15 protein-coding genes and 4 pseudogenes are annotated in these 21,636 nt (G+C 44.2%); 9 read left to right on the top strand and 10 right to left on the bottom strand.

From position 1 onward, the window contains the following. Window positions 1-82 precede the first annotated feature (82 nt). Window positions 83-931 (top strand): formyltetrahydrofolate deformylase, encoded by an 849-nt coding sequence (purU, locus tag LEPTO7376_RS14850; RefSeq protein ID WP_015134981.1) that lies wholly within the window; start codon window positions 83-85, stop codon window positions 929-931. Here purU and LEPTO7376_RS23695 read toward each other — a convergent pair. From LEPTO7376_RS23695 to tsaD, 3 genes are all read right to left on the bottom strand, one after another. Beyond that, a complete protein-coding gene (locus LEPTO7376_RS23695; protein WP_015134980.1) occupies window positions 928-3,135 on the bottom strand; it encodes an ATP-binding protein in 2,208 nt (735 codons plus the stop codon). The two genes, purU and LEPTO7376_RS23695, sit on opposite strands and share 4 nt — an antisense overlap. Window positions 3,136-3,266: 131 nt before the next feature. Continuing rightward, the gene (locus LEPTO7376_RS14840) at window positions 3,267-4,202 is read right to left on the bottom strand and encodes a phosphate/phosphite/phosphonate ABC transporter substrate-binding protein (RefSeq protein ID WP_015134979.1); all 936 of its coding nucleotides are present in this window, start codon (window positions 4,200-4,202) and stop codon (window positions 3,267-3,269) included. Window positions 4,203-4,356: 154 nt separating this feature from the next. After that, complete coding sequence (tsaD, locus tag LEPTO7376_RS14835) at window positions 4,357-5,412, bottom strand: tRNA (adenosine(37)-N6)-threonylcarbamoyltransferase complex transferase subunit TsaD (RefSeq protein ID WP_015134978.1); 1,056 nt, start codon at window positions 5,410-5,412, stop codon at window positions 4,357-4,359. Between the two features lie 155 nt (window positions 5,413-5,567). Here tsaD and LEPTO7376_RS14830 point away from each other — a divergent pair, with 155 nt between their 5' ends. From LEPTO7376_RS14830 to LEPTO7376_RS14825, 3 genes and pseudogenes are all read left to right on the top strand, one after another. Then, window positions 5,568-6,080 (top strand): photosystem I reaction center protein PsaF subunit III, encoded by a 513-nt coding sequence (locus LEPTO7376_RS14830; protein ID WP_015134977.1) that lies wholly within the window; start codon window positions 5,568-5,570, stop codon window positions 6,078-6,080. A gap of 44 nt (window positions 6,081-6,124) precedes the next feature. After that, window positions 6,125-6,244 (top strand): photosystem I reaction center subunit IX, encoded by a 120-nt coding sequence (gene psaJ / locus LEPTO7376_RS24900; protein ID WP_015134976.1) that lies wholly within the window; start codon window positions 6,125-6,127, stop codon window positions 6,242-6,244. Window positions 6,245-6,561: 317 nt separating this feature from the next. Continuing rightward, window positions 6,562-7,011, top strand: a pseudogene (locus LEPTO7376_RS14825) (transposase); the annotation flags it as partial. Between the two features lie 18 nt (window positions 7,012-7,029). Here LEPTO7376_RS14825 and LEPTO7376_RS26490 read toward each other — a convergent pair. Beyond that, a pseudogene (locus LEPTO7376_RS26490) lies at window positions 7,030-7,158 on the bottom strand (IS630 family transposase); the annotation flags it as partial. Between the two features lie 76 nt (window positions 7,159-7,234). Here LEPTO7376_RS26490 and LEPTO7376_RS29135 point away from each other — a divergent pair. Next, a pseudogene (locus tag LEPTO7376_RS29135) lies at window positions 7,235-7,765 on the top strand (IS982 family transposase); the annotation flags it as partial. A 55-nt stretch (window positions 7,766-7,820) separates the two neighbouring features. Next, window positions 7,821-8,111, top strand: a pseudogene (locus LEPTO7376_RS14815) (helix-turn-helix domain-containing protein); the annotation flags it as partial. A 265-nt stretch (window positions 8,112-8,376) separates the two neighbouring features. Here the strand turns inward: LEPTO7376_RS14815 and tyrS are convergent. The 3 genes from tyrS to LEPTO7376_RS14800 all read right to left on the bottom strand — a co-directional run bounded on the left by tyrS (window position 8,377) and on the right by LEPTO7376_RS14800 (window position 12,010). Next, a complete protein-coding gene (gene tyrS / locus LEPTO7376_RS14810; RefSeq protein WP_015134975.1) occupies window positions 8,377-9,552 on the bottom strand; it encodes a tyrosine--tRNA ligase in 1,176 nt (391 codons plus the stop codon). Window positions 9,553-9,634: 82 nt separating this feature from the next. Continuing rightward, window positions 9,635-11,218, bottom strand: a complete 1,584-nt coding sequence (locus LEPTO7376_RS14805) for a phospholipase D-like domain-containing protein (protein ID WP_015134974.1) — start codon at window positions 11,216-11,218, stop codon at window positions 9,635-9,637. Beyond that, entirely contained in the window at window positions 11,219-12,010 is a 792-nt protein-coding gene (locus LEPTO7376_RS14800) for a TIGR03943 family putative permease subunit (RefSeq protein ID WP_015134973.1), read from the bottom strand. It lies immediately after the preceding gene. Window positions 12,011-12,130: 120 nt separating this feature from the next. Between LEPTO7376_RS14800 and LEPTO7376_RS14795 the strand changes: the two genes are divergently transcribed. Beyond that, window positions 12,131-12,715, top strand: a complete 585-nt coding sequence (locus tag LEPTO7376_RS14795) for a hypothetical protein (protein WP_015134972.1) — start codon at window positions 12,131-12,133, stop codon at window positions 12,713-12,715. Window positions 12,716-12,749: 34 nt separating this feature from the next. Here the strand turns inward: LEPTO7376_RS14795 and LEPTO7376_RS14790 are convergent, their stop codons facing one another. Then, window positions 12,750-15,224: an inverse autotransporter beta domain-containing protein gene (locus LEPTO7376_RS14790; protein ID WP_160148470.1), complete on the bottom strand. Its 2,475-nt coding sequence runs from the start codon at window positions 15,222-15,224 to the stop codon at window positions 12,750-12,752. 242 nt (window positions 15,225-15,466) lie between these two features. Here LEPTO7376_RS14790 and LEPTO7376_RS14785 point away from each other — a divergent pair, with 242 nt between their 5' ends. Next, window positions 15,467-17,701, top strand: coding sequence for a PBP1A family penicillin-binding protein (locus LEPTO7376_RS14785; protein ID WP_015134970.1), 2,235 nt, complete (start codon window positions 15,467-15,469; stop codon window positions 17,699-17,701). 44 nt (window positions 17,702-17,745) lie between these two features. On the opposite strand, the gene LEPTO7376_RS14780 is transcribed toward LEPTO7376_RS14785, so the two are convergent. Next, window positions 17,746-18,285, bottom strand: coding sequence for an FHA domain-containing protein (locus LEPTO7376_RS14780; protein WP_015134969.1), 540 nt, complete (start codon window positions 18,283-18,285; stop codon window positions 17,746-17,748). A 312-nt stretch (window positions 18,286-18,597) separates the two neighbouring features. Continuing rightward, on the bottom strand, window positions 18,598-19,401 hold the full coding sequence (pstB, locus tag LEPTO7376_RS14775) for a phosphate ABC transporter ATP-binding protein PstB (RefSeq protein ID WP_015134968.1): 804 nt from the start codon (window positions 19,399-19,401) through the stop codon (window positions 18,598-18,600). Window positions 19,402-19,815: 414 nt separating this feature from the next. Between pstB and lepA the strand changes: the two genes are divergently transcribed. Further along, on the top strand, window positions 19,816-21,624 hold the full coding sequence (lepA, locus tag LEPTO7376_RS14770; protein WP_015134967.1) for a translation elongation factor 4: 1,809 nt from the start codon (window positions 19,816-19,818) through the stop codon (window positions 21,622-21,624). Window positions 21,625-21,636: the final 12 nt, after the last annotated feature.

Raw genomic sequence — 21,636 nt, 5'->3', positions numbered from 1 at the left:
AGATCGCGACAAACAGAATTTTTGACTTGAGCCTTTAGAATAAGGAAGTTTTGCGAGCAACACCAATTACTTAGCGATTTTTATGTCCACAGCTACCCTTCTCGTTTCTTGTCCTGATCAACAAGGTCTCGTCGCCAAAATCGCAAATTTCATTTATTCCAATGGCGGCAATATTATTCACGCAGACCAACATACGGATCTGAGTGCTGGTTTGTTTTTAAACCGCATTGAATGGGAGCTAGAGGGGTTTAATTTACCCAGAGAAGTGATAGATCCTGCTTTTGGAGCGATCGCCAAACCATGGGATGCAACGTGGACATTACATTTTTCGGATCAGCTGCCACGCATTGCCATATGGGTCACCAAGCAAGATCATTGTCTACTCGATCTTCTCTGGCGACAACAAGCAAAAGAACTCCCCGCTGAAATCCCACTCATTATGAGTAACCATGCAAAATTAGGGGCGATCGCCGCACAATTTGGCATTGACTTTCACCATATTCCCATCACAAAAGAAACAAAGGTGGAACAAGAACAAAAACAGCTAGAACTGCTCGAAAAATACAATATTGACTTGGTAATTCTGGCGAAATATATGCAAGTGCTGAGCCCGACATTTTTACAGAAATTTAATCGTGTGATTAATATTCACCATTCCTTTTTGCCAGCCTTTGCTGGTGCAAAACCATATCATCGTGCCCATGCCCGTGGTGTCAAAATCATTGGTGCCACAGCCCATTACGTCACCCAAGATCTTGACGAAGGGCCAATTATTGAACAGGATGTTGCACGGGTTAGTCATAGAGACGATGTCAAAGATCTCATCCGTAAAGGTAAGGATTTAGAACGGATGGTTTTATCTCGTGCCGTCCGCTTACATCTACAACACCGAATTTTAGTTTATGGCAATCGAACCGTTGTCTTTGCCTAAGTAGTTTTCGCTTTAATGGGAATTTGAATAACAAACTCAGCTCCTTGATTTGGAGTAGAGACACAGGACAATTGCCCCCCATGTTTTTCGACAATAATCGAGTGGGAAATTGATAATCCCAGACCTGTACCTTTACCTACATCTTTGGTCGTAAAAAAGGGTTCAAATAATTTCTTTTGAACCGCTTCTGGAATCCCTTTACCGTTGTCACGAATTCGAATGGTGATCGCCTCTGGTTCTTCAGGAGTTGTCTTGAGCATTTCGGTTCGAATCGTAATCTGGCTCGGATTTGCTTCATTCTCCGCTGGCGATCGCCCAGCATTATGATCATTCAATGCATCAATAGCATTACTGAGAATATTCATAAAAACCTGATTGAGTTGTCCTGCATAACATTCCACTAATGGCAATTTCCCATAGTCTTTTTTGACGGCGATCGCCGCGTGACCTTGCTTCTCTTTCAGGCGATTATGCAAAATCATTAATGTACTATCAATACCAGCGTGAATATCGACCCTTTTCATCGCCGACTCATCTACCCGTGAAAAAACCCGTAACGATTTCACAATTTCACGAATCCGCTCTGCACCGACAGTCATAGACGATAACAGCTTCGGAATATCCTGCAACAAATAATCTAATTCAATCAAATTCTCTTGTGCCTGGATCGCTTCATTCGGTTCAGGATATTCAGCACGATAGAGCTCGATTAAGCCTATTAAATCCCCAATATATTCCCGTGCATGATTAATATTGCCGAAAATAAAATTCACTGGATTATTAATCTCATGGGCAACACCCGCCACCATTTGCCCAAGACTCGACATCTTTTCACTCTGAACGATCTGCGATTGAGTTTGTTGGAGTCGCTGAAGCGTAATTTCTAATTCATCCGCTTTCTGGCGTAGCTCTGATTCCGATTGCTCAAGGGCTTCTTGAGCTAAATGCCGTTCAGTGATGTCCCGCGACACGCCTAAAATGCCAACAACTTTGCCATCCTCATCCAGTAAAGGCAGCTTCTGCGTATCCAGCACATAGCTAATACCATGGACATCCGTGACATAATCACTCGGATTATGAACACTTTGCCCTTTTAAAACCAATTCATCTTCTTGTCGAATTATTTCAGCACTCTTCACCCCAGTGCCAACATCAAGGATATCCATCTCCTCAAGCTCAAATATCGACCGACCAACAATATCTTCTTCTGTTAAGTCGAAGTGGCTGACAAAACTATTGTTTACAAGAACAAATTTCAAGTTCGTGTCTTTAACGAAAATCCAGTCAGGTGTTGCATTAATAATGCTAGAGAGGAGCTGTTGCGACTGCTGAGTATTTTCAAAAATACGTCTGAGTTCTTCCTCAATCACTTGGCGCTTCAGGATTTCATCTCGAAGAATTGTATTTTTTTGCGCAATTTGATTGGTACGCTCTGACACCTTACGCTCTAGATTTTCATAAGATGTGGCGATCGCATCTGTCATCTGGTCAAAGGTTTGAGCAACACGAGCAATTTCGTCTTTCCCTTGAATATTGAGATGATACTCAAAATCTCCTTCACTAAGCCGCTGTGCCCCAATGGAAAGACGTTCTAGTGAGTCAAGCACTGGAATCACAATGGCACGATACTGCAGCAACATCAGAAGCGCAATCAACAATACAACAATCCAGACCACTTGAATAAAGCGTTGATTAATAGTCTTTTTGTCAGCGATCACCTGATCAAGGTCAGATTGTATTTCCTTCTGTAATTCTTCAAGGTACAGTTCAATATCACGGCGAAAAAACCGAACACTCCGAATATCCTGCTGTTGGATTACCTCACTCTGGAATACACCAGTCAGACTATCTGCAATCGTCAATAGATTTTGATAACGCTCTTCTAAGGAAGCAAGAGTTTGATTATCTGGATTATTATCTCGGAGCTCTACAAGCGTCAGTAGGAAATTAGATTTCGCCTGCTGATAATCATCCATCTCGCCTGGATCACGATCGAGTACTAAAAAATCTTTTAGGCTAATCGCTTGTTTATCAAGAAACAGCTGTAAATTCGTATATTGTTCTTGCTGCTTTCTAATCGCATTTTCTTCTGTCTCAATCCGCCATTCCTGCACCTGCACCCAGAGATTGGTGCCACCGACTAAGGCGATAATCAAAGCGCCAAGACTAAGGGATGAACTGAAAAATTTGGTAGATATTTTCATAAAGTGGGGTCAGCCGAACGATGATGCTAAACCCTGTCGCCGGGATATTTCAACTCTTTTTTCTAACCTATGGATAAGTTAATAGCGGCCATCATCCACAATAGTTTAACCTTGCCTGATCGTGCTGCTTTTTAGGATTCTGGAGGATGCGCCAATTCTTCATGCAGCTTACGGATGAGTCCATAGTCACTATCTTCAACGATGGTATAGCCTTCGGTTTCTGCAACACCAACAGTGACAAGGCCACTAGGTGCATCGATAAACGCTCTTTGGAGAGCCAATTTAACCTCTTCTGGCACTGCACCAGACACAACAATGGGTGAGTTAGTAATGGGGTCAGACTCCCAGATTAGATGAAATTTTTCAGGATTAAGTTGTTCCGCCTCTAGAGCATGGCCATAGGTATTACGATCAACGGCGATCGCCTCGACTTCAGCATCAAGCAATAATTGTAAATTTTTATCATGGGCACCACCATAACGAACTGATGCAAAATCCGTTTCAGGATCGATGCCTAGAGTCTTAAATTCATAACTAGGAACCAGAAAACCCGATGTAGACGAATCACTGACAAAACTAAAATGTCGACCTTTAATCTCTTCAAGAGACTGAATATCGATTGTGCCTATAATGACGCTGGTATACCAAGGCCTACCAGTATTTTGATCAATGGGAGCAGCAATGGGTTCAATACTGGGATTTTGCTCTTTGGCCTTGATATAAGTAAAAGGGCCAAGATAGGCTACGTCTACTGAGCCATTCACAATTTTTTCGACAGCATCTTCGTAGCTACTCGCCGCATCGAATTCTACGGGAATATTTAAAGTAGTCGTTAAATAAGCCTTTAATTCTTCGATTCTCTCATCACGTTCAGCATTAGAGTTATCGGGCAGAATAGTGATTTTTAGTTCTTGTAGCGAATCATCTTCCTGTTCCGCTGTCTCACTACTTGGAATCGTTCCAGTATTTTCTGAAGGCGTCGCATCAGGTGTCGCAGGGTTTGGAGCAGCGCAACTATACAGCAGTAGCGAACAGATAATTACACCAGAACAGACAAAGTGACGCATAGGTTGGGCTATTAATTATTTAGTTTTACTCTGGGTTGCCAGAGATATCACTAGTACTCACAGACATTTTCTACAGTCTTTTTTTCAGTGAATCAGCAGTGATCAATAAAATAATGAGCCAATTTTTCAAGTCAACCTTATGAGATGAATAACACTATCCTAGTGAAGTAGAAGGATATAAAGATGCAACTTCAGTAATCGGAAGACGAGATTGTACAGATAAATTTAATGGGCTGCGATCGCCCCGATCGAAATGTTCTGCTGCTGCACAGGCAATCATCGCGGCATTATCTGTACAGAACTTTAAAGGCGGAAAATGTACAGCAATGCCTTTTTCTGCCGCTGCTGCTGTCAACATCTCTCGTAAACCGCTATTTGCGGCAACACCACCACCCACCACAATCGTCTTGAGTTGGCGATCGCCAGCACATCTAACCGCTCGTTTTGTGAGGGCTTTCGCAACCGTATGCTGAAAACTTGCTGCAATGTCATTAACAGGAATCTCGTTGCCAGCTTTCTCTAATTTTTGAACAAGATACAGTACCGCTGTTTTTAAACCACTAAAACTACAGTCATAGGGATGATAACCACCCTCAGGCAAAGAAATCCGACCTTCGGGCAAGGGAAATGCTTTAGGATTACCTTCCTTTGCCAATCGATCGATGATTGGGCCTCCTGGATAACCGACACCTAAAAGCCGCGCCACTTTATCAAAGGCTTCTCCAGCGGCATCATCACGAGTTTGGCCAAGCAATTCATACTCTCCGCAACCCTGCACCTCAATAAAGCTTGTATGTCCCCCTGAAACCAACAAACAGAGAAAGGGAGGCTCTAATTCCGGTTGACTCAGATAACTTGCATAAATATGACCTTCTAAGTGATGTACCCCAACAAAGGGCTTATTTCTCAGCATCGCCAAAGTCTTTGCAGCTGATACCCCGACAAACAAAGCACCGACCAATCCCGGCGCACAAGTCGCGGCGATCGCCTCAATCTCATCCCAGCTGAGATTAGCCTGCTCAAACGCCTCAGCAATGCAACTATTAATACTTTCTAAATGATGACGAGAAGCAACCTCAGGAACCACCCCACCAAACTCTCGATGAATGTCAATTTGTGAAGCGACAATATGGCCAAGAACTTTACGATTATTAACAATTGCAACCGCTGTTTCGTCACAACTTGTTTCGATTGCTAAAACAATACCCATATATCGGTATAACTTAGATTTAAGTTAATAACTTTAACCTTTTTTGCCTTTACTGGATACGCTATTCCCATTAATATTGCTTCCGAAGTACAAATGGATTGGCGTATCTTTTGTACAAAAAACTTAATTATTTTGTAACAAAAGGAAACAAACTTATGCAACGTTTCGTAGCTGTTGTTTGCGCCTTTGCTCTTTCTTTAACATTGTGGCTCGGCTTTGCAACTCCTGTAAAAGCTGACACGCTATCTCACCTTACTCCTTGTAGTGAGTCCGCCGCATTCCAAAACAGAGCGAAGACTTTCCGCAACACCACCGCAGACCCCAACTCTGGCCAAAATCGCGCAGATGCTTATTCTGACGCGCTCTGCGGCCCTGAGGGTCTACCCCGCCTCATTGTTGATGGTCGCCTTGACCATGCTGGTGATTTCTTAATCCCCAGTATTTTATTCCTGTTCATCACCGGTTGGATTGGTTGGGTTGGCCGTGCCTACCTAATCGCCGTCCGCAAGGATCCCAAAACCGCTGCTATGAAGGAAGTCATCATCGACGTTCCTTTAGCAGTTAAAGTGATGCTAACTGGCTTCTCTTGGCCTCTACTAGCTCTGAAGGAGTTCACCTCTGGCGAACTTATTGTCAAAGACGGGGAAGTCCCCATTTCTCCTCGCTAGAGCATTTTAGTTAGGTTTAGTCATTACTTTCTGGAGTAAAACACATGGGTAAATTTTTATCTTCTGCACCAGTACTGCTAACTGCAATGATGGTTTTCACTGCTGGTCTTTTAATCGAGTTTAATCGTTTTTTCCCTGATCTTTTGTTCCACCCATTGGGATAAGATTCGGTTTTTTACTAAAAAATAAAACAGATAAATCGAAGGTATGGAATCATCTAGTTCTATGCCTTTTTTGTTGTCTAAATATCCTTTAATTTCCATCAATAACATCTTTCATAGACACAATAATTTCTCCTAGGAGAGGGTTGAGAAAACATTCATGAGACTGATAATTCAACTCTCTTATCTTCTATTTTTATAAAAAATAGTTGCAATGCAGCCAAGGGAGATTTGCCTAACCAACGTGAGTTCGGGAGAAGAAAGAAAAAGGAGAAAGTGCATATTGTGGAAGTTGATAAGCAATCCCACCACTTTCTCCCATGACCAGTCTAGAGCCTTTGTTTTGTGCCGTTGATGATTTCTGCCCAGTCTTTGAACCTCAATGGCAACAACAATTACTGGCCTCGAAACAACGGCGGCGTCGCCCCAGAAGCCTTAGTCTCAGCGAGATAATGACGATATTGATTACATTTCATCAATCTCACTATCGTAATTTCCAATATTTCTATCTCATCAATGTGCGTCATCACTGGCGAGGAGCTTTTCCCAGAGCAGTAAGTTATCAACGTTTTGTGGAGTGGATGCCTTCAACATTAGTACCGCTGTGTGTCTATTTGCGTCACTGTTATGGTCAATGCACAGGAATCAGCTTTATTGATGCCACCAGTATCAAGGTTTGTCACAATCGCCGTATCTCTCAACATCACGTTTTTGATGGTCATGCTGCTCGAGGGAAAACCTCTGTGGGTTGGTTCTTTGGCTTCAAACTATAGCAGTGGTCAAAAGAGTTAAGACGTAGCAGAACGAAGAGTCATATCCATCGCATCTCTCAGAGATGGAAAGTGTTTGAGTTGTTTTCGAATGCGGCTTTTCAACCAAGACCAGCACCGCTCAATCTTGTTCAAATCTGGTAAATAACGTGAGTTCTGGATAAGGAAAGAAAAGGAGAAAGCCCATATCGTGGAAGTTGTAACGAATCCACGGCTTTCTCCCATGTCCAGTCTAGAGGCTCTGTTTTGCCATGTTGATGATTTCTGCCAAGTCTTTGAACCCTTATGGCATCAAGCGTTACTCAGCTCTGGCAAAAAATACCGTCGCCGTCAGAGAAGCCTCAGTCTGAGTGAGGTGATGACTATTCTCATTGCTTTCCATCAATCTCACTATCGAAATTTCAAGCATTTCTATCTCATCAAGGTGAAATGCGATTGGCAACAAGAGTTTCCTCTAGCTGTGAGCTATCAACGCTTTGTGACATGGATACCTTCGAGCTTGATTCCTCTCTGTACATATCTGCGACGATGCTTCGGATAATGCACTGGTATTAGCTTCATTGATGCCAACAGCATCAAGGTTTGCCATAATCGCCGTATCTCTCAACACCGTGTTTTTGAAGGTTGCGCGGCAAGGGGCAAGACTTCGGTGGGATGGTTCTTCGGCTTCAAACTACACCTGGTCATCAATGAGCGAGGAGAATTACTCAACGTCCAAGTGACGCCCGGAAATACCGATGACCGCCAACCTATAGCAGGCAAGGAGTGGGTTAAGACAGAATAGGATAGAAGCAATAAACATAGATGCCATGCCTGCTCCCCATAGTCTTGATTTACGCCTAAAAGCTGTTGCCGCCTTCGATAAAGGTGAACGAAAAAGTGATATCTGTCGCTTCTTTGGTATTAGCCGAAATACGCTAGACCTGTGGCTGAAACGACGAGAGAAAATCGGTTCAGTCGCTCCGAAGACAGATTACCGTCGAGGCCCTCAACCGAAGATTAATGATCTAGATGCTTTTCGTGCTTTTGCAGAGGAATATGGGCATCTAACCCAGAAGGAAATGGCGGAGAAATGGCCAGAGTCTATTAGTGATGCATCCGCTGCTATATATGACATCCGATTTCAGCTTATGGTACTTCGTGACAGCTACGCTTGCATTACCCCTGGTAGAATTCAGGCAACATTTTTGTCGGAGTAGGGAGGATATTTTCACCCTACTTTTTTTCTGCCTTCATTTCCTCAAACTCACTCTCCACCATCTTTTTATCCTGCTTGTCATCCCCTAAGCTCATAAAGATATGGTGCTGAACTGTAAAAGGATCAACACTTTTACCGCAAGTAATCCTTTGAACGTTATTTCAGACTTAAGGAATTAGACGAATAAACTTCTTTTTCCCGACCCGCAACACTTTATCTATTAATTGCTCCGCTGACTCAAACTTCGTATTTATATCAGTCATTCGCTCATCATCAAGACGGACTGCACCACCTTTAATCTGACGGCGACCATCACCACTGCTGGAACATAAACCGCTTGCCCCAAGAATATAGAAAAGAGGTGAGGGGAACTCGATTTCTACTAAAGAGAATTCAGGGATATTCGCCGCAGCTACATTTTGAACCGCTTTTTCTGCATCTGTCGCGGCATCCGCACCATGAAATTGGGTGACGATTTCTCGCGCCAATAACTTCTGCTGTTCACGAGGATTTTCAGGTAGAGTTCCTAAATCAATTTTTGTAAGTAGCTCGAAATAGTCGGGTAACAATGTATCAAGGGTATTTTGCAATTTTTGATACATCGTATGGTGATTATCTTTGAGACCTACATAATTATTAAGGCTCTTCGACATTTTTTCCTTGCCATCTGTTCCAACCAAAATCGGGAGGAGTAAACCAAACTGGGGCTTTTTACCAAAGTATCGCAGCAGATCACGACCTACCGCAACATTGAATTTTTGGTCAGTGCCACCCAGCTCAACATCAGCCTCGACCATCACAGAGTCATAACCCTGCATTAAGGGATAGAGAAACTCATGAATATAAATGGGATTTTCGCTGTCATAACGCTTTGCAAAGCCTTCCTTAGCCAACATTTGCTGCACAGTCATGGTCGCCAATAATTCTTGGGTTTTAGCGAGGTCAAGATCCTTGAGCCATTCCGAGTTGTAGCGAATCTCTAAACGTCCAGGAGTATCAAAATCTAAAATCGGACGCAGCTGCTCCAAATAAGTCTGAGCATTTTCTTTGACCTGTTCAGCTGTAAGCTGCTTACGTACATCAGATTTACCTGTAGGGTCCCCAATCTGTGCTGTGAAGTCGCCAATAATTACTACTGCAGTATGGCCAGCATCCTGAAAATCCCGTAGCTTCCGAAACGGAATGCTATGACCCAAGTGCAAATCAGAACCTGTGGGGTCAATGCCCAACTTCACCCGTAATGGTCTGTCAATTTCGGCGATCGCCTTTGCGAGATTATCATCGGGGTTATCAGGAAAAATTTCGCTGGTGCCACGGGCTAACCATTCAGGATTCGCAGACATACTTTACAGAATTACGCTAAACAAGGATTTTGACCTGCTTATTGTGCCATATTCTGTTGGAGTTGATGGGTAGAGAAAAGATTTACCAAGTAATTTTTCCTTCGAGAGTTGCCACTTTCTTTTCACCAATCCCGGGGACTCGCTGTAAGTCATTTGAATTTTTGTAAGGACGATTCTCAATAATCTTTTGAGCAAGGCTTTCTCCAATACCAGGTAGAGTTTCGAGTTCAACAGCTGTCGCAGTGTTGATGTTTACAATGCCGCGGGAAGACGCAGGAATGCAGTCAGCAGGAATTGATTTTTGTTTCTCTGCAATAAATGGTGGTATTCCTAAATAGGAATCACTGTATAAACGATCGAACTCCCGCTGGAAATGCTGGGCAATTTGAGGATTTTGAACCACTAATAGCGTTTCGTCGTTTTGAGAATTGGCGGAAGCTGACCAGTTATGGGAACCAGTGATTACGGTGTATTCATCTAAAACAGCAAATTTATGGTGGAGCTTATCGCCCTGAGGGAGTTTGGGTGTGCCAACGGATTGAATCGGCGATCGCCATGGACGGTTAAAGGGATCACATTTTTCTTTGATGTTCACTCCGAGCATATCTAAGCCATCGCTATAGTCTCGAAAGGCAAAGCTTGAGTCGATTAAAGCCTGAATCGTTGTGCCTTCCTGTGATTCTGTTTCGAGGATATTGGCGATGTCTTGTTCTGCAAAAACAAAAAGGGCTAAATTAATGGATTTATCGGCTTGGGATAAAGTTTGGCCGATTAAACCATTGCTGGTGTTTTCCCAGGGTTGTGAACTGGAAAATGGTGAAAATTGTAAGGTGACTTGGCTGTTTCCAACAGTAAAAGTTTTGGGGGAGTCTTGAATTTTTTGGACGCCAAAATTTCGGTTTGTCCACATCTCTTCAAATTCTTTAGTGAATTCTGCGGCGATCGCCCCATCTTCAATCACCAATAAATGATTTAAATTGCCTCGGGTATCGAGATTCGCGAAATCGCCGTGAATACCACTCAATGTCCAGTTCGCGGAACCTGTGACTATTTTGCGGCCATCGATCACCATAAATTTGTGGTGCATTAAACCACTGCCTTTGGTGCCGTCTGCTGTGTCATCGAGGATTGGCACACCTGCATTCTCTAGAATGGCGATCGCATCATATTTTTCCTTTTCTTCATCACTCAGAAATCCATCCTTATCATCATCGGCAAGGGCAACAAATTCCTGATATTTACGCTGCTCTTGCTCATCAAATTTCAATAATTCGTTCTCGTCAATAGCTACCCAGGGACGACGGTAATTATTTTCGACAATGACCCGTACATTTAAACCTTCAGCCTTTTTTTGGGCGATCGCCTCCGCTACTAGTGGCAAATTTATTTCTTGTATTGCAATGTCAATGCTTTGGGTGGCAGCGGTAATTTCTGCAACTAAAACCGCCTCCAGATTATCCCCAGCCCGAAAAATGTCTCGATAAGGCTCCTTATAGTCAACGCCTTTGGCCTCAAGATGATTGAAGTAAACCTGAATAAACTCATCTTGGGATAATGCATCTGGACGCTGATCTTTTGATGAGCAACCCACCAGTAATGCTGCACCAGCAAAAAAACTGACGCATTTTCGGAGGCGATCGCCCCAGCTCGTTTTAGACAAAAACATTTAATAGTCGTAAGGATTTCGGGGCGTCGGAATTTCCTTGGCTTCGGCAGCACTAATCACCAATTGGCGCTGAGGTAAACCCACCTCACCATCCTCATCTCCCAACTCAAGATCTTCCGTAATCATCTCCCCTTGCACCTCGATCCACTGATCATTTGCAAAAGTGGGTTTCTCCTCAAACTTCACAGGTAAACCTACCGGATAAGCATCAACAGCACAGCAGGTCAATACAAATCGCGATACCATCACGTAATTTTCAGGAAGCTGCGGCAATGATGTCACAAAACCCTTCACTGTAACTGGATCACCGGTGTAAGCGTCAGGCTCAGGATAAGCATTCAATGTTCGAATCCAATCTAATAACGTCCGTTCTTCTGGATTCGACCCTGCCCGAAAACTTTCCGGCTGACTGCGTGTTAAAGGTAACTCTTCCGTTAAGCCCCGCTGAATTGCTGTTTGGCTCGCTAAAACCGATGGCGAAATGATAAATCCGGCGATCGCCACCACAATCATTAAAAAGCTCGCCACATTTTGGGGCAACAGCGCCACGTGTTGTACAGATTCACTCGGATCGAGACTTGGATTAATCGTTTGCCAAAGCTTACCGAGACCCAACAAAAGCAATATAACCCCTGCTCCCATACAGAGCCCAAAATAATTTGGGTGGATCAGTAACGCGAGCTGCCCAGTAATCCCATACTTCAGCAATAAACTGCCCCAGAGCACCAACGCCAAACTATCCAACCAGGGCGACCAGTTCTTTTTTCGGCGTGGAGATGCAGATTTAGCCATAAAAATAAGTTCTTCTCAAAAACAATCTGTCAAAGGAAAGATATTTGTAAAAAAATGTGAACAATAGGTGTTACACTTCTTGACATTGGCTGGCACGGAGCCACCTAGATCAAATATTACATGGATACATTGCCCATTGCGATCGCCCTCGCCTTCTCCACAAATCTCGACAATTTTGCAGTTGGAGTCGCGTACAGCACTAAGTCTCGTAGCATTCCCCTCTCAGGCAATCTCATTATTGCACTCTTGTCAGGACTCAGTACCTGGGCATCAATGTTCCTAGGCGACCTAATTTGCCAATATCTCCCGACGTTTTTCTCGCAATGGTTTGGCAGTTGTCTATTAATTGCAATCGGTTGCTTCAGCATTTGGGAACAGCTCAAACACTACCTCCAACCGCAGCTTGTTGGTTCCGCAGCGACAGATATTAGTCTTGACCAAACAGGTACGCTTTCAGCACAGGATTCATTGCTACTTGGCCTTGGCTTAACTGTTAGCAACCTGGGCACAGGGATTGGTGCAGGGATGGCTCACATCGAAATTGGTCTTGTCACCACCCTAAGCATTGCGACTTCTATCATCATGATTGGCGGTGGAACAATGCTCGGCAAGGCCGCATTAAACATGGGCTCTGATAATCGCATTATGGGTTGGTTGACTGGCTTTGGTCTAATCGTCTTAGGAGCTTACGAGGCGATCGCCTAATCTGTTAGAGAATCACCTCAGACCCTCGAAAATGCTAGTTACATACACCAGAAGTCGTCGGTAAATCAGGTGTATTAACTGAACCAGTATTTCCAGTATTTGTGCCAATAATTAGTTGTGGATTGGATGGACCGAAGAAGAAAGAGCCACTCATTGGGGAAAAATTGGTAATTTGGCTGCTGTTATTCCTAACAAACTGGAAACCTGAGCCGCCGATACTATCCGCCATATTATTTTCAAGATTGAGGCAAACTGTACCGTTATTCCCTGCGATCGCCGTAAAACTACCATTGTTGTAATTCGATAAGTTATAACCGACACCATTCATTCCCACTAGACTGGATAAATCATCAATTCCTGCACCGCTACCCGTCAGATTATTACCAGAAATATCGGCATCAATACGAGAGCTACCAGCAAATTCAGTTTGTAAAAATACAGTGACTAATGGATTATCTGGTGTGATATTACCGCTACCACTACCACCCAATACAGTGGATGCCGCAGAGTCGAGATAAACAAAGGCCGGATTTACTGCGATACCTATTTTTGCGTCTTGGGTATTACTAATTTGATTATTCGTAATTGCCAAAGCTAAATTACCATCACCTAAAGTAATCACACCAACGCCAAAACCACCTGCACCAATATCAACAGCAGGTGGTCCCGGTGTCCGCGTAATCCCGTTACCGAGAAGTCCTGCCTGATCAATAGCGTTGTTATCCACAGTCATTGTCATAGCAACATTGCTGTTGTGGAGAAAGAGAATACCATCGCCACCTGAATTTGTAATTTGATTATTGGTGATTGTGCTATTGAGGCTGGAATTAGGGGCATCGCTATTGGGATTCGTTTCTAGTTCAATACCAGAATTTTGTGAGTTTGTGATTGTATTACCTTCAGCAAGGAGAGTCACATTTGAGTTACCTGACACCTCAATATCAATTCCATCGGCTGAAGGGACTGTCATTCCACCTGTTAATTGCGGATTATCAATTTGATTATTGAGGACATTAATTGTCGTAGTAGAGCCGTTACTAATATTTGCTTCAATGGCATCGCCAGTACTGTTATTGATAACGTTATTGGCAACGGTCACTGTCCCGCCAATATCTGCAAATGTAATACGACTACCATTATTAAATTCAAAACCGTTCAGCTCGCCGCCACCATTGCTAAACCCAACATCAGAAGTGATTTCGGGGCGATCGCCTGTCCCCGCGCGGGGCAAAGTAACATTACCAGTTAAAACACTGCTAGTAACATCAACTGAAGGCAGAGCGGGAACGCTATTAAGCACTTGAGGTAAGAGTGGCGCACTAGAAACAACTTTGACATTCGCGGGCACTGTAAAACCAGGAGAAGAAGTCCCTGTGCCTTCGACATAGACAATGCCGTTGCCATCCTGCGGCACAATTCCTAAAGCCGTTGCGATTAGGTTGTTAGGATCTTCTTCAGTACCACTACCATCACTCATCGACTCAAGATTGACATGACTAAAGAACCAAGGTTGACCTGTGACAGGATTATTCAGCACGACAGGGTCTGAAGTCGTTGTATTTGTGACAGTGCTCGTTTCTGTTTGCTCAGTGAACTCTCTAAACTGATTTAGTGCAATATTTCGTTGACGTTGGAGCGGTAAGACAAGGTTGTCAGTTTTTGAATCAGAAGCCTTGGATGGCTGACCACCAAAATTTGCGCCGATCGAGAAAATTAAATTAGTGCCGAATTCACCATCGCTTTCTAAACCTAGACCTAAATTCAAGTTGGAAAATTTTGCTTCAAGACGACCTCGGATACCCAAAAAGGTTTCGGTGCGATCGCCACTGTAAAGATAAGAGCCTAAAAATCCTTTGAGAAAACCATTTTGCCAAGTGGTTAGTTTTGCGCCTGTCTCGATATCCAAACCGCCAAGGGATTCTTCGGAAATTAGTTCTCGAATAGTGCGTGTGGTCGTGGTGATTGTTGTGAGGGTATCAGCTGTCACCACCAAATTATTGCTGCTGAACGTCGGGTCTGAAACGACAGTATTTGTCGTGGTGTTGCTTGTCGTGCTTGAGCTGAGGGTAGAATTCCTGATCGTTTCGCGGCGATCGCCCACTGGGATATAACCATTAACTCGCGCTTCCCATCCTGGATTAAGAGCTTCGACCCCCAAGCCAATTTGGTGGGTTGTCCAGTCTTCTAAGCCGCGCACATCGTAGCCAATATAGCCACCTAAAATCGTTTTGCCTGAAAAATTCCGGTAACCCAGAGCCACATTGCCGCCCCAATTACCGTTATCCGTATCGATATTCCCGCGTGCTTCTGTAAATAGCAGCTGGCTAGTGCCATCCTGTGCAAAGGGAAACCAGCCATAAAATGATCCATAGGAGCTTTCATAACCTGAACCTGGCCCCGTCGTAAAATTCACGCCGTACTGCGGTTTTACAAATAATTCCGTCGTAGTTTCCGTCTGGGCAATTTCTGAAGGAGTCGTTTGGGCGATCGCCGTGGATACACTACCCAAAGTCGTAAAAATAAGGCATGGGAGGAGAACTGACGATTGCTTGAGGATGAACATAGCGCGGCAGGAAGAATCCAAAACTTTAATCAAATTTCCCTAAGACTACAAGATCATCAAAGCTTCGTCGGAGAACTTTCAGTAAAGTTTGAGAAGTGCAAAATCTGTAACAGCCCTTTCAAGGGTAGAAAAATTGACTATTCTAGATCCTGTACGTTTATGGTGTTTGCCGTCCGGTAGTGTAATCGATGACTCAACCCAATCAACAACCTCCCAAGACTCAGATTGGACAAATGGTTACCCAAGCCATCAATACAATGGTGAGCTTTGGACAGCAAACCCTCAAGCCGGATGCCCGAGTTCCTGAAATTCATGTCGAAGGCCATACTAAACCCTATCCTCTCGTCGGCGATCGCCATACCGGAGGACGCAGCCGAAAAAACGATATTCCAATCAAAAACGATACCGTTAGCGCCACCCATTTTTCCCTGAGCAAAGACCCCAACCATCCGCGCCATTACATCATTCAAGACGAGAAGTCATCCAATGGCCTCTACATCAACAAACGTAAAACCCGCAGCTATCCCCTCCGCAATGGCGATGTCGTTTACCTAGCTCCTCCAGAACTCGCCCAGGCCATTAAACTGACCTATCGCTATAAACCACCCATTTGGGTACAACTGATTCGTTACGGGCTGATGGGCACAGGCGGTTTTATCGGTTTTATCTGTCTGCTGTTGGCATGGCAATGGTCAAAATTTCCGCTCAACCCTCTGCCCGCTGGCGTGACTGGTCCCGTTGTGATTTTTGCCAACGATGGTGAGACAGCCATTAATCCAGTCACCACCGATAGCCATCGCGAAATTCAACGACTGAAAGATTTTTCCCCCTATCTGCGCCAAGGCGTTTTAGCTTCCGAGGATGCCCGTTTTTATTGGCATGTGGGCGTTGATCCGATTGGCATTGCCAGAGCCGTCAAAGTTGCCCTCAGCAAAGGGAATGTTTCCCAAGGCGCAAGTACGATTACCCAGCAAGTTGCCCGTAGTTTATTTCCTGCAGTGGGTACAGAGAAAACGGCCAGTCGCAAGCTCCGGGAAATGATTGTTGCCCTCAAGATGGAAACCTTTTTCAGTAAAAATGAGATTTTATCGCTCTATCTGAATAAGGTTTATCTGGGCGTTGGCCAATCGGGTTTTGAAGACGCAGCACAATTTTATTTCGATAAATCTGCTCGCAATATTGATTTGGTTGAGTCGGCAACCTTGATCGCTATGCTGCCTGCTCCCAATGCCTTTAATCCGATTGTGAACCCCGAAAAATCCCGTGAACAACGTAATCTCGTAATCGACCGGATGCATAAACTTGGGATGATCACAGATCAAGAGCAACGCCAAGCAAAGTTAACGCCTATCGAAGATCGCCTCAGTGAGGATGCTCGCCGTGCGTTGTCGAATAATGCCGCCCCCTACTTTTACAGTTATGTGCAACAAGAACTAACGGAATTGCTTGGAGAAGATGCCCTCAAAATGGGCAATCTCTACATCGAGACAGGCCTAGATTTGCAGATGCAGCGCACAGCGGCAAAAGCACTTGAAGATTCCATTGACACAGACGGGGCAAAAGTCGGGTATTCCCAAGGGGCGATCGCCACCCTCAATAGTGACACAGGTGAATTACTTGCAATGGTCGGCGGTAAAAATTATGCCGAAAGCCAATTTAATCGGGCAGTGCAAGCTAAACGCCAACCCGGTTCTACCTTTAAAGTGTTTGGCTATGGGGCGGCGATCGCTGAAGGCATTTCCCCATTCACATCCTTCTCCTGTAGCCCTCTCAATTGGCAGGGACAACAATATCGTGGCTGTGAACGGACTAGCACAGGAACAACTGATATGTTTCGAGGTATTGCCCAATCTGAAAATGCGATCGCCCTCCGAGTAGCTAAAGAAGTCGGCTTAAAAAATGTAATCAGCTTTGCTCAACAACTAGGTATCGAATCAGACCTAAACGCTGCACCCGGTCTGGTTCTAGGAGAAAGCGAAGTTACCGTCCTAGAAATGAGCGGTGCCTACGCCACCTTCGCCAATGGTGGCACATGGCATAAGCCCCATGCCATTCGCAAAATTTATGACAGCAGTGACTGCAAAGGAGCAACTATCGACAGCTGCTACCTGCTCTATGACTTCAGCAAACGTTCTGACTTTCGGCGCGAACAAGTAATTTCCCAGAGCACAGCCCAAACCATGACCCAAATGATGCAGGGGGTTATCCAGAGCGGCACAGCTAAAGTCGCACGTCTTGGACTTGATGAGGCAGGAAAAACAGGCACCACCAATCGCAATGTCGATATGTGGTTTGTCGGCTATGTTCCGTCACAGAAACTCGTTACCGCAGTTTGGCTCGGCAATGACGATAACACGCCAACCCAAGGCAGTAGCTACTATGCTGCAAAACTATGGGGAGCCTATACAAACGCCTCGTTTTGAATGTTTCACTCAATTTAAAGAGAGTTAGCGTTTACCTGTGAAATCTATTCTTCTTCAGACCCTGGCGAAGTATCTAGGAGCTGAGTGGAAACATCATCATTATCATTCCCCGTGTCAACATCCCCAATGGCTCCTCCTAAAGTCATATCTTCATCAATCATCGCTGGGTCGATGAGCGTGATATCAAAAGGATCTTCTTCCTTCGCTATTTTTCCGTAGGAGGCCATCTCACCAACCTCACGGTAACGATAAACGGCATAAACTTGGGGGCCAAAAATGATCTTATCGTCGTGCTTTAGTTCATAAGCAGTCACTTTCTTACCATTGACGATAATGCCATTTGCACTGGTCTGCTGGTACCCATCGCCATCTAGTAAACGGTAGTAAGATTGACCATCATTGTGGAGACAACGCAGGAGTGTCGCATGCAAACGCGAAACAAAATGAGAATCAAGAGCAATACTGCAGTCACTCTTTCGCCCCAAGGTGTATTTTGATTCGGTCAAAGTATATTCCCGCTCACCTTGATCATCATTAACAATGAGGTAGTGGTTATATTTCCGTGAGTTTGAGGCTACGACCATAGGTCAAATTGCGAGAAGGAAGAAAAAAAGTTGTCTTGTCTGAAAAAGCTGACTATAGCAGCCAACTTAAATTGTATTCGACCACGAATCAAATAAATTTTCAGATGTTATTAGGTTTAATCTTACCGGATCTTTAGGGTCCTACCCGCAATATCACAGCAAATAAAGGGTGATCGCAGTTAATATCCCGCCAGTTACCCTAAGCCTCTAAATACACAAAAAATCTGCAACGTACTGATAAATCAACATTGCAGACTAGGTCATTACATAAATATTCAATATCTGACCAACTAACAATACTTGAAGTGATCCCTATCCAAAACGACCGCTAACGTATTCTTGTGTGGCTTGTTCGCGAGGATTCTGGAAAATCACCTCTGTGCGATCGCATTCACCGAGATAACCTTGGCGAGTGCCATCCTCATTGGTCTTCACGTTAAAGAATGCCGTAATATCAGCAACGCGTGATGCCTGCTGCATATTGTGCGTCACGATTACGATAGTGTATTTTTCCTTCAACTGATGAATCAGTTCTTCAATTTTTAATGTTGAAATAGGATCTAATGCCGAACAAGGTTCGTCCATTAGGACAACTTCTGGTTGAATCGCAATGGTACGGGCGATACAAAGGCGCTGTTGTTGACCGCCGGAGAGGGCTAAACCACTTTGGCGGAGTTTATCTTTGACTTCATCCCAGAGAGCAGCTTGACGGAGAGATTGCTCAACAAGCTCATCCATATTGCCTTTATAGCCATTAATCCTAGCGCCGTAGGCAATGTTGTCATAGATCGATTTTGGGAAGGGATTAGGTTTCTGGAAAACCATTCCGATACGACGGCGAACTTCAACTGGATCAACATCTGCGGAGTAGAGGCTGCTGCCATGGTAAGCAATGTCGCCATCTATTTTGAAAGACGAAATCAAATCATTGAGGCGGTTATAGCAACGTAATAGGGTACTCTTACCGCAACCAGAAGGACCAATAAAAGCTGTAACTTGGTTTTTGGGTATGTCTAGATAGACACCTTTAATAGCCAGAAAATTACCATAATAGACGCTTACATTCTGGGTTTGTAGAATATAATCTGTATCGTTTTGCTGATTTGTATTAGTCATTAGGAAGGATTTTGGGTCGTAAAATCTAGAGCGAAAGAATAGATCAAGATGACGGTGCCTGGATTACTAGCAATTGAATGCGGGGAATGAAACGAGTTGCCACAGATATGTTGAGTGTTACTCTCCCGTTTAGATTCAGAACAAATGAAAGCAATATACGAGAAATTTACACTATTAGGTGTATAAATTTTCAGCACATGTATCCTAACAGTGATGAAGCACTACAGACTTTAAGAATAGGTAAATGTACCTTTGAAACTAACTCTTTTTTTATTCTTTGTTAATCAGTTGGTTGACGATCGCCTTTCATCTCGATAGAGAGTGGAAGAAAAGGGCGATCGCCATATCTTTCTGTCAGAGGGTAGGCGAAGAATATTAAAATAAATATAGTTTCTAGAAATTAATGGACGTTTCATGACTGACGTTGCTGTCTCTCGCATCCGAAATTTTTCAATCATTGCCCACATCGACCACGGTAAATCGACCCTTGCGGATCGGATGTTGCAGGATACGCGTACCGTTGCTGTGCGGGACATGAAAGAGCAGTTTCTAGACAATATGGAGCTAGAGCGGGAGCGGGGTATTACCATCAAACTCCAAGCTGCTCGGATGCAATACACCGCTAGAGACGGCAACGAATATATTCTCAACTTGATTGACACCCCCGGTCACGTCGATTTTTCCTACGAGGTATCGCGATCGCTCGCTGCTTGTGAAGGCGCATTATTGGTAGTAGATGCTTCCCAAGGCGTTGAAGCCCAGACCCTTGCGAATGTTTACCTTGCCCTCGACAATGATCTCGAAATTATTCCGGTTCTCAACAAGATTGACCTTCCCGGTGCTGAACCGGATCGTGTTTCCGAAGAAATTGAAGAAGTTGTTGGCCTTGATTGCACAGATATTATTCAAGCCTCTGCGAAAGCTGGGATTGGGATTGAGGACATTCTCGAATCTGTGGTGCAACAAGTGCCGCCGCCAGAAGACACCATCGACAAACCGCTCCGAGCACTTATTTTCGATAGTTATTACGATCCCTATCGCGGTGTAATTGTCTATTTCCGAGTGATGGACGGTGAAATCAAAAAAGGCGACAAAGTCCTTTTGATGGCGTCAAAAAAAGAATATGAAATTGACGAACTAGGTATTTTAGCCCCGAATGAAATTCACGTCGATAGCCTTCACGCCGGAGAAGTAGGTTATTTTGCTGCCTCAATTAAATCTGTAGAAGATGCCCGTGTTGGTGACACAATCACCGCCGCTGTTGAAAAAGCAGAGGAGCCTTTGCCAGGTTATACGGAAGCGAAACCCATGGTTTTTTGTGGGCTATTCCCCACGGATGCGGATCAATATCCTGACCTGCGCGACGCTCTCGACAAACTCAAATTGAACGACGCGGCATTATCTTTTGAACCGGAAACATCGACTGCAATGGGCTTCGGTTTTAGATGTGGCTTTTTGGGCTTACTCCACCTCGAAATTGTGCAAGAGCGTTTGGAGCGTGAATACAATCTCGATCTGATTACGACAGCGCCATCGGTAATTTATCGGGTAACGACCACTGATGGGCAGGTGGTTGAAATTGATAATCCTAGCCAATTGCCTGACCCTCAGAAGCGCGAACAAATTGAAGAGCCTTACATCAAAGTTGATGTGATTACGCCGGAAGAATTCGTCGGGACAATCATGGATCTTTGCCAAACTCGTCGTGGTGTCTTCAAGGATATGAAGTACTTTACAGAGAGTCGCACTAATATTATTTACGAGTTGCCTTTAGCGGAAGTGGTAACAGATTTCTTTGATCAGCTCAAATCCAGAACCCGTGGCTACGCAAGTATGGAATACCAATTGATTGGGTATCGTAAGGGTGAGCTAGTGCGTCTTGATCTGATGGTGAATAAGGATCCTGTCGATTCGCTTGCGATGATTGTCCACCGTGATAAGGCATATTATGTGGGTCGGGCAATGGCTGAAAAGCTTAAAGAACTTATTCCTCGTCACCAATTTAAGATTCCTATTCAGGCGGCGATCGGTTCCAAAATTATTGCGAGTGAACATATTCCAGCGTTGCGCAAAGACGTTCTCGCTAAATGTTATGGCGGTGATATTTCCCGTAAGAAAAAACTGCTCCAGAAGCAGGCAAAGGGTAAGAAACGGATGAAGGCAATTGGTACGGTTGATGTACCTCAAGAAGCGTTTATGGCTGTACTCAAACTCGACCAGTAAAAACCACACAAT

The sequence above is a fragment of the [Leptolyngbya] sp. PCC 7376 genome, from assembly GCF_000316605.1.
Lineage (GTDB): Bacteria > Cyanobacteriota > Cyanobacteriia > Cyanobacteriales > MRBY01 > MRBY01.
This window is presented reverse-complemented; position numbering and strand designations above follow the sequence as displayed.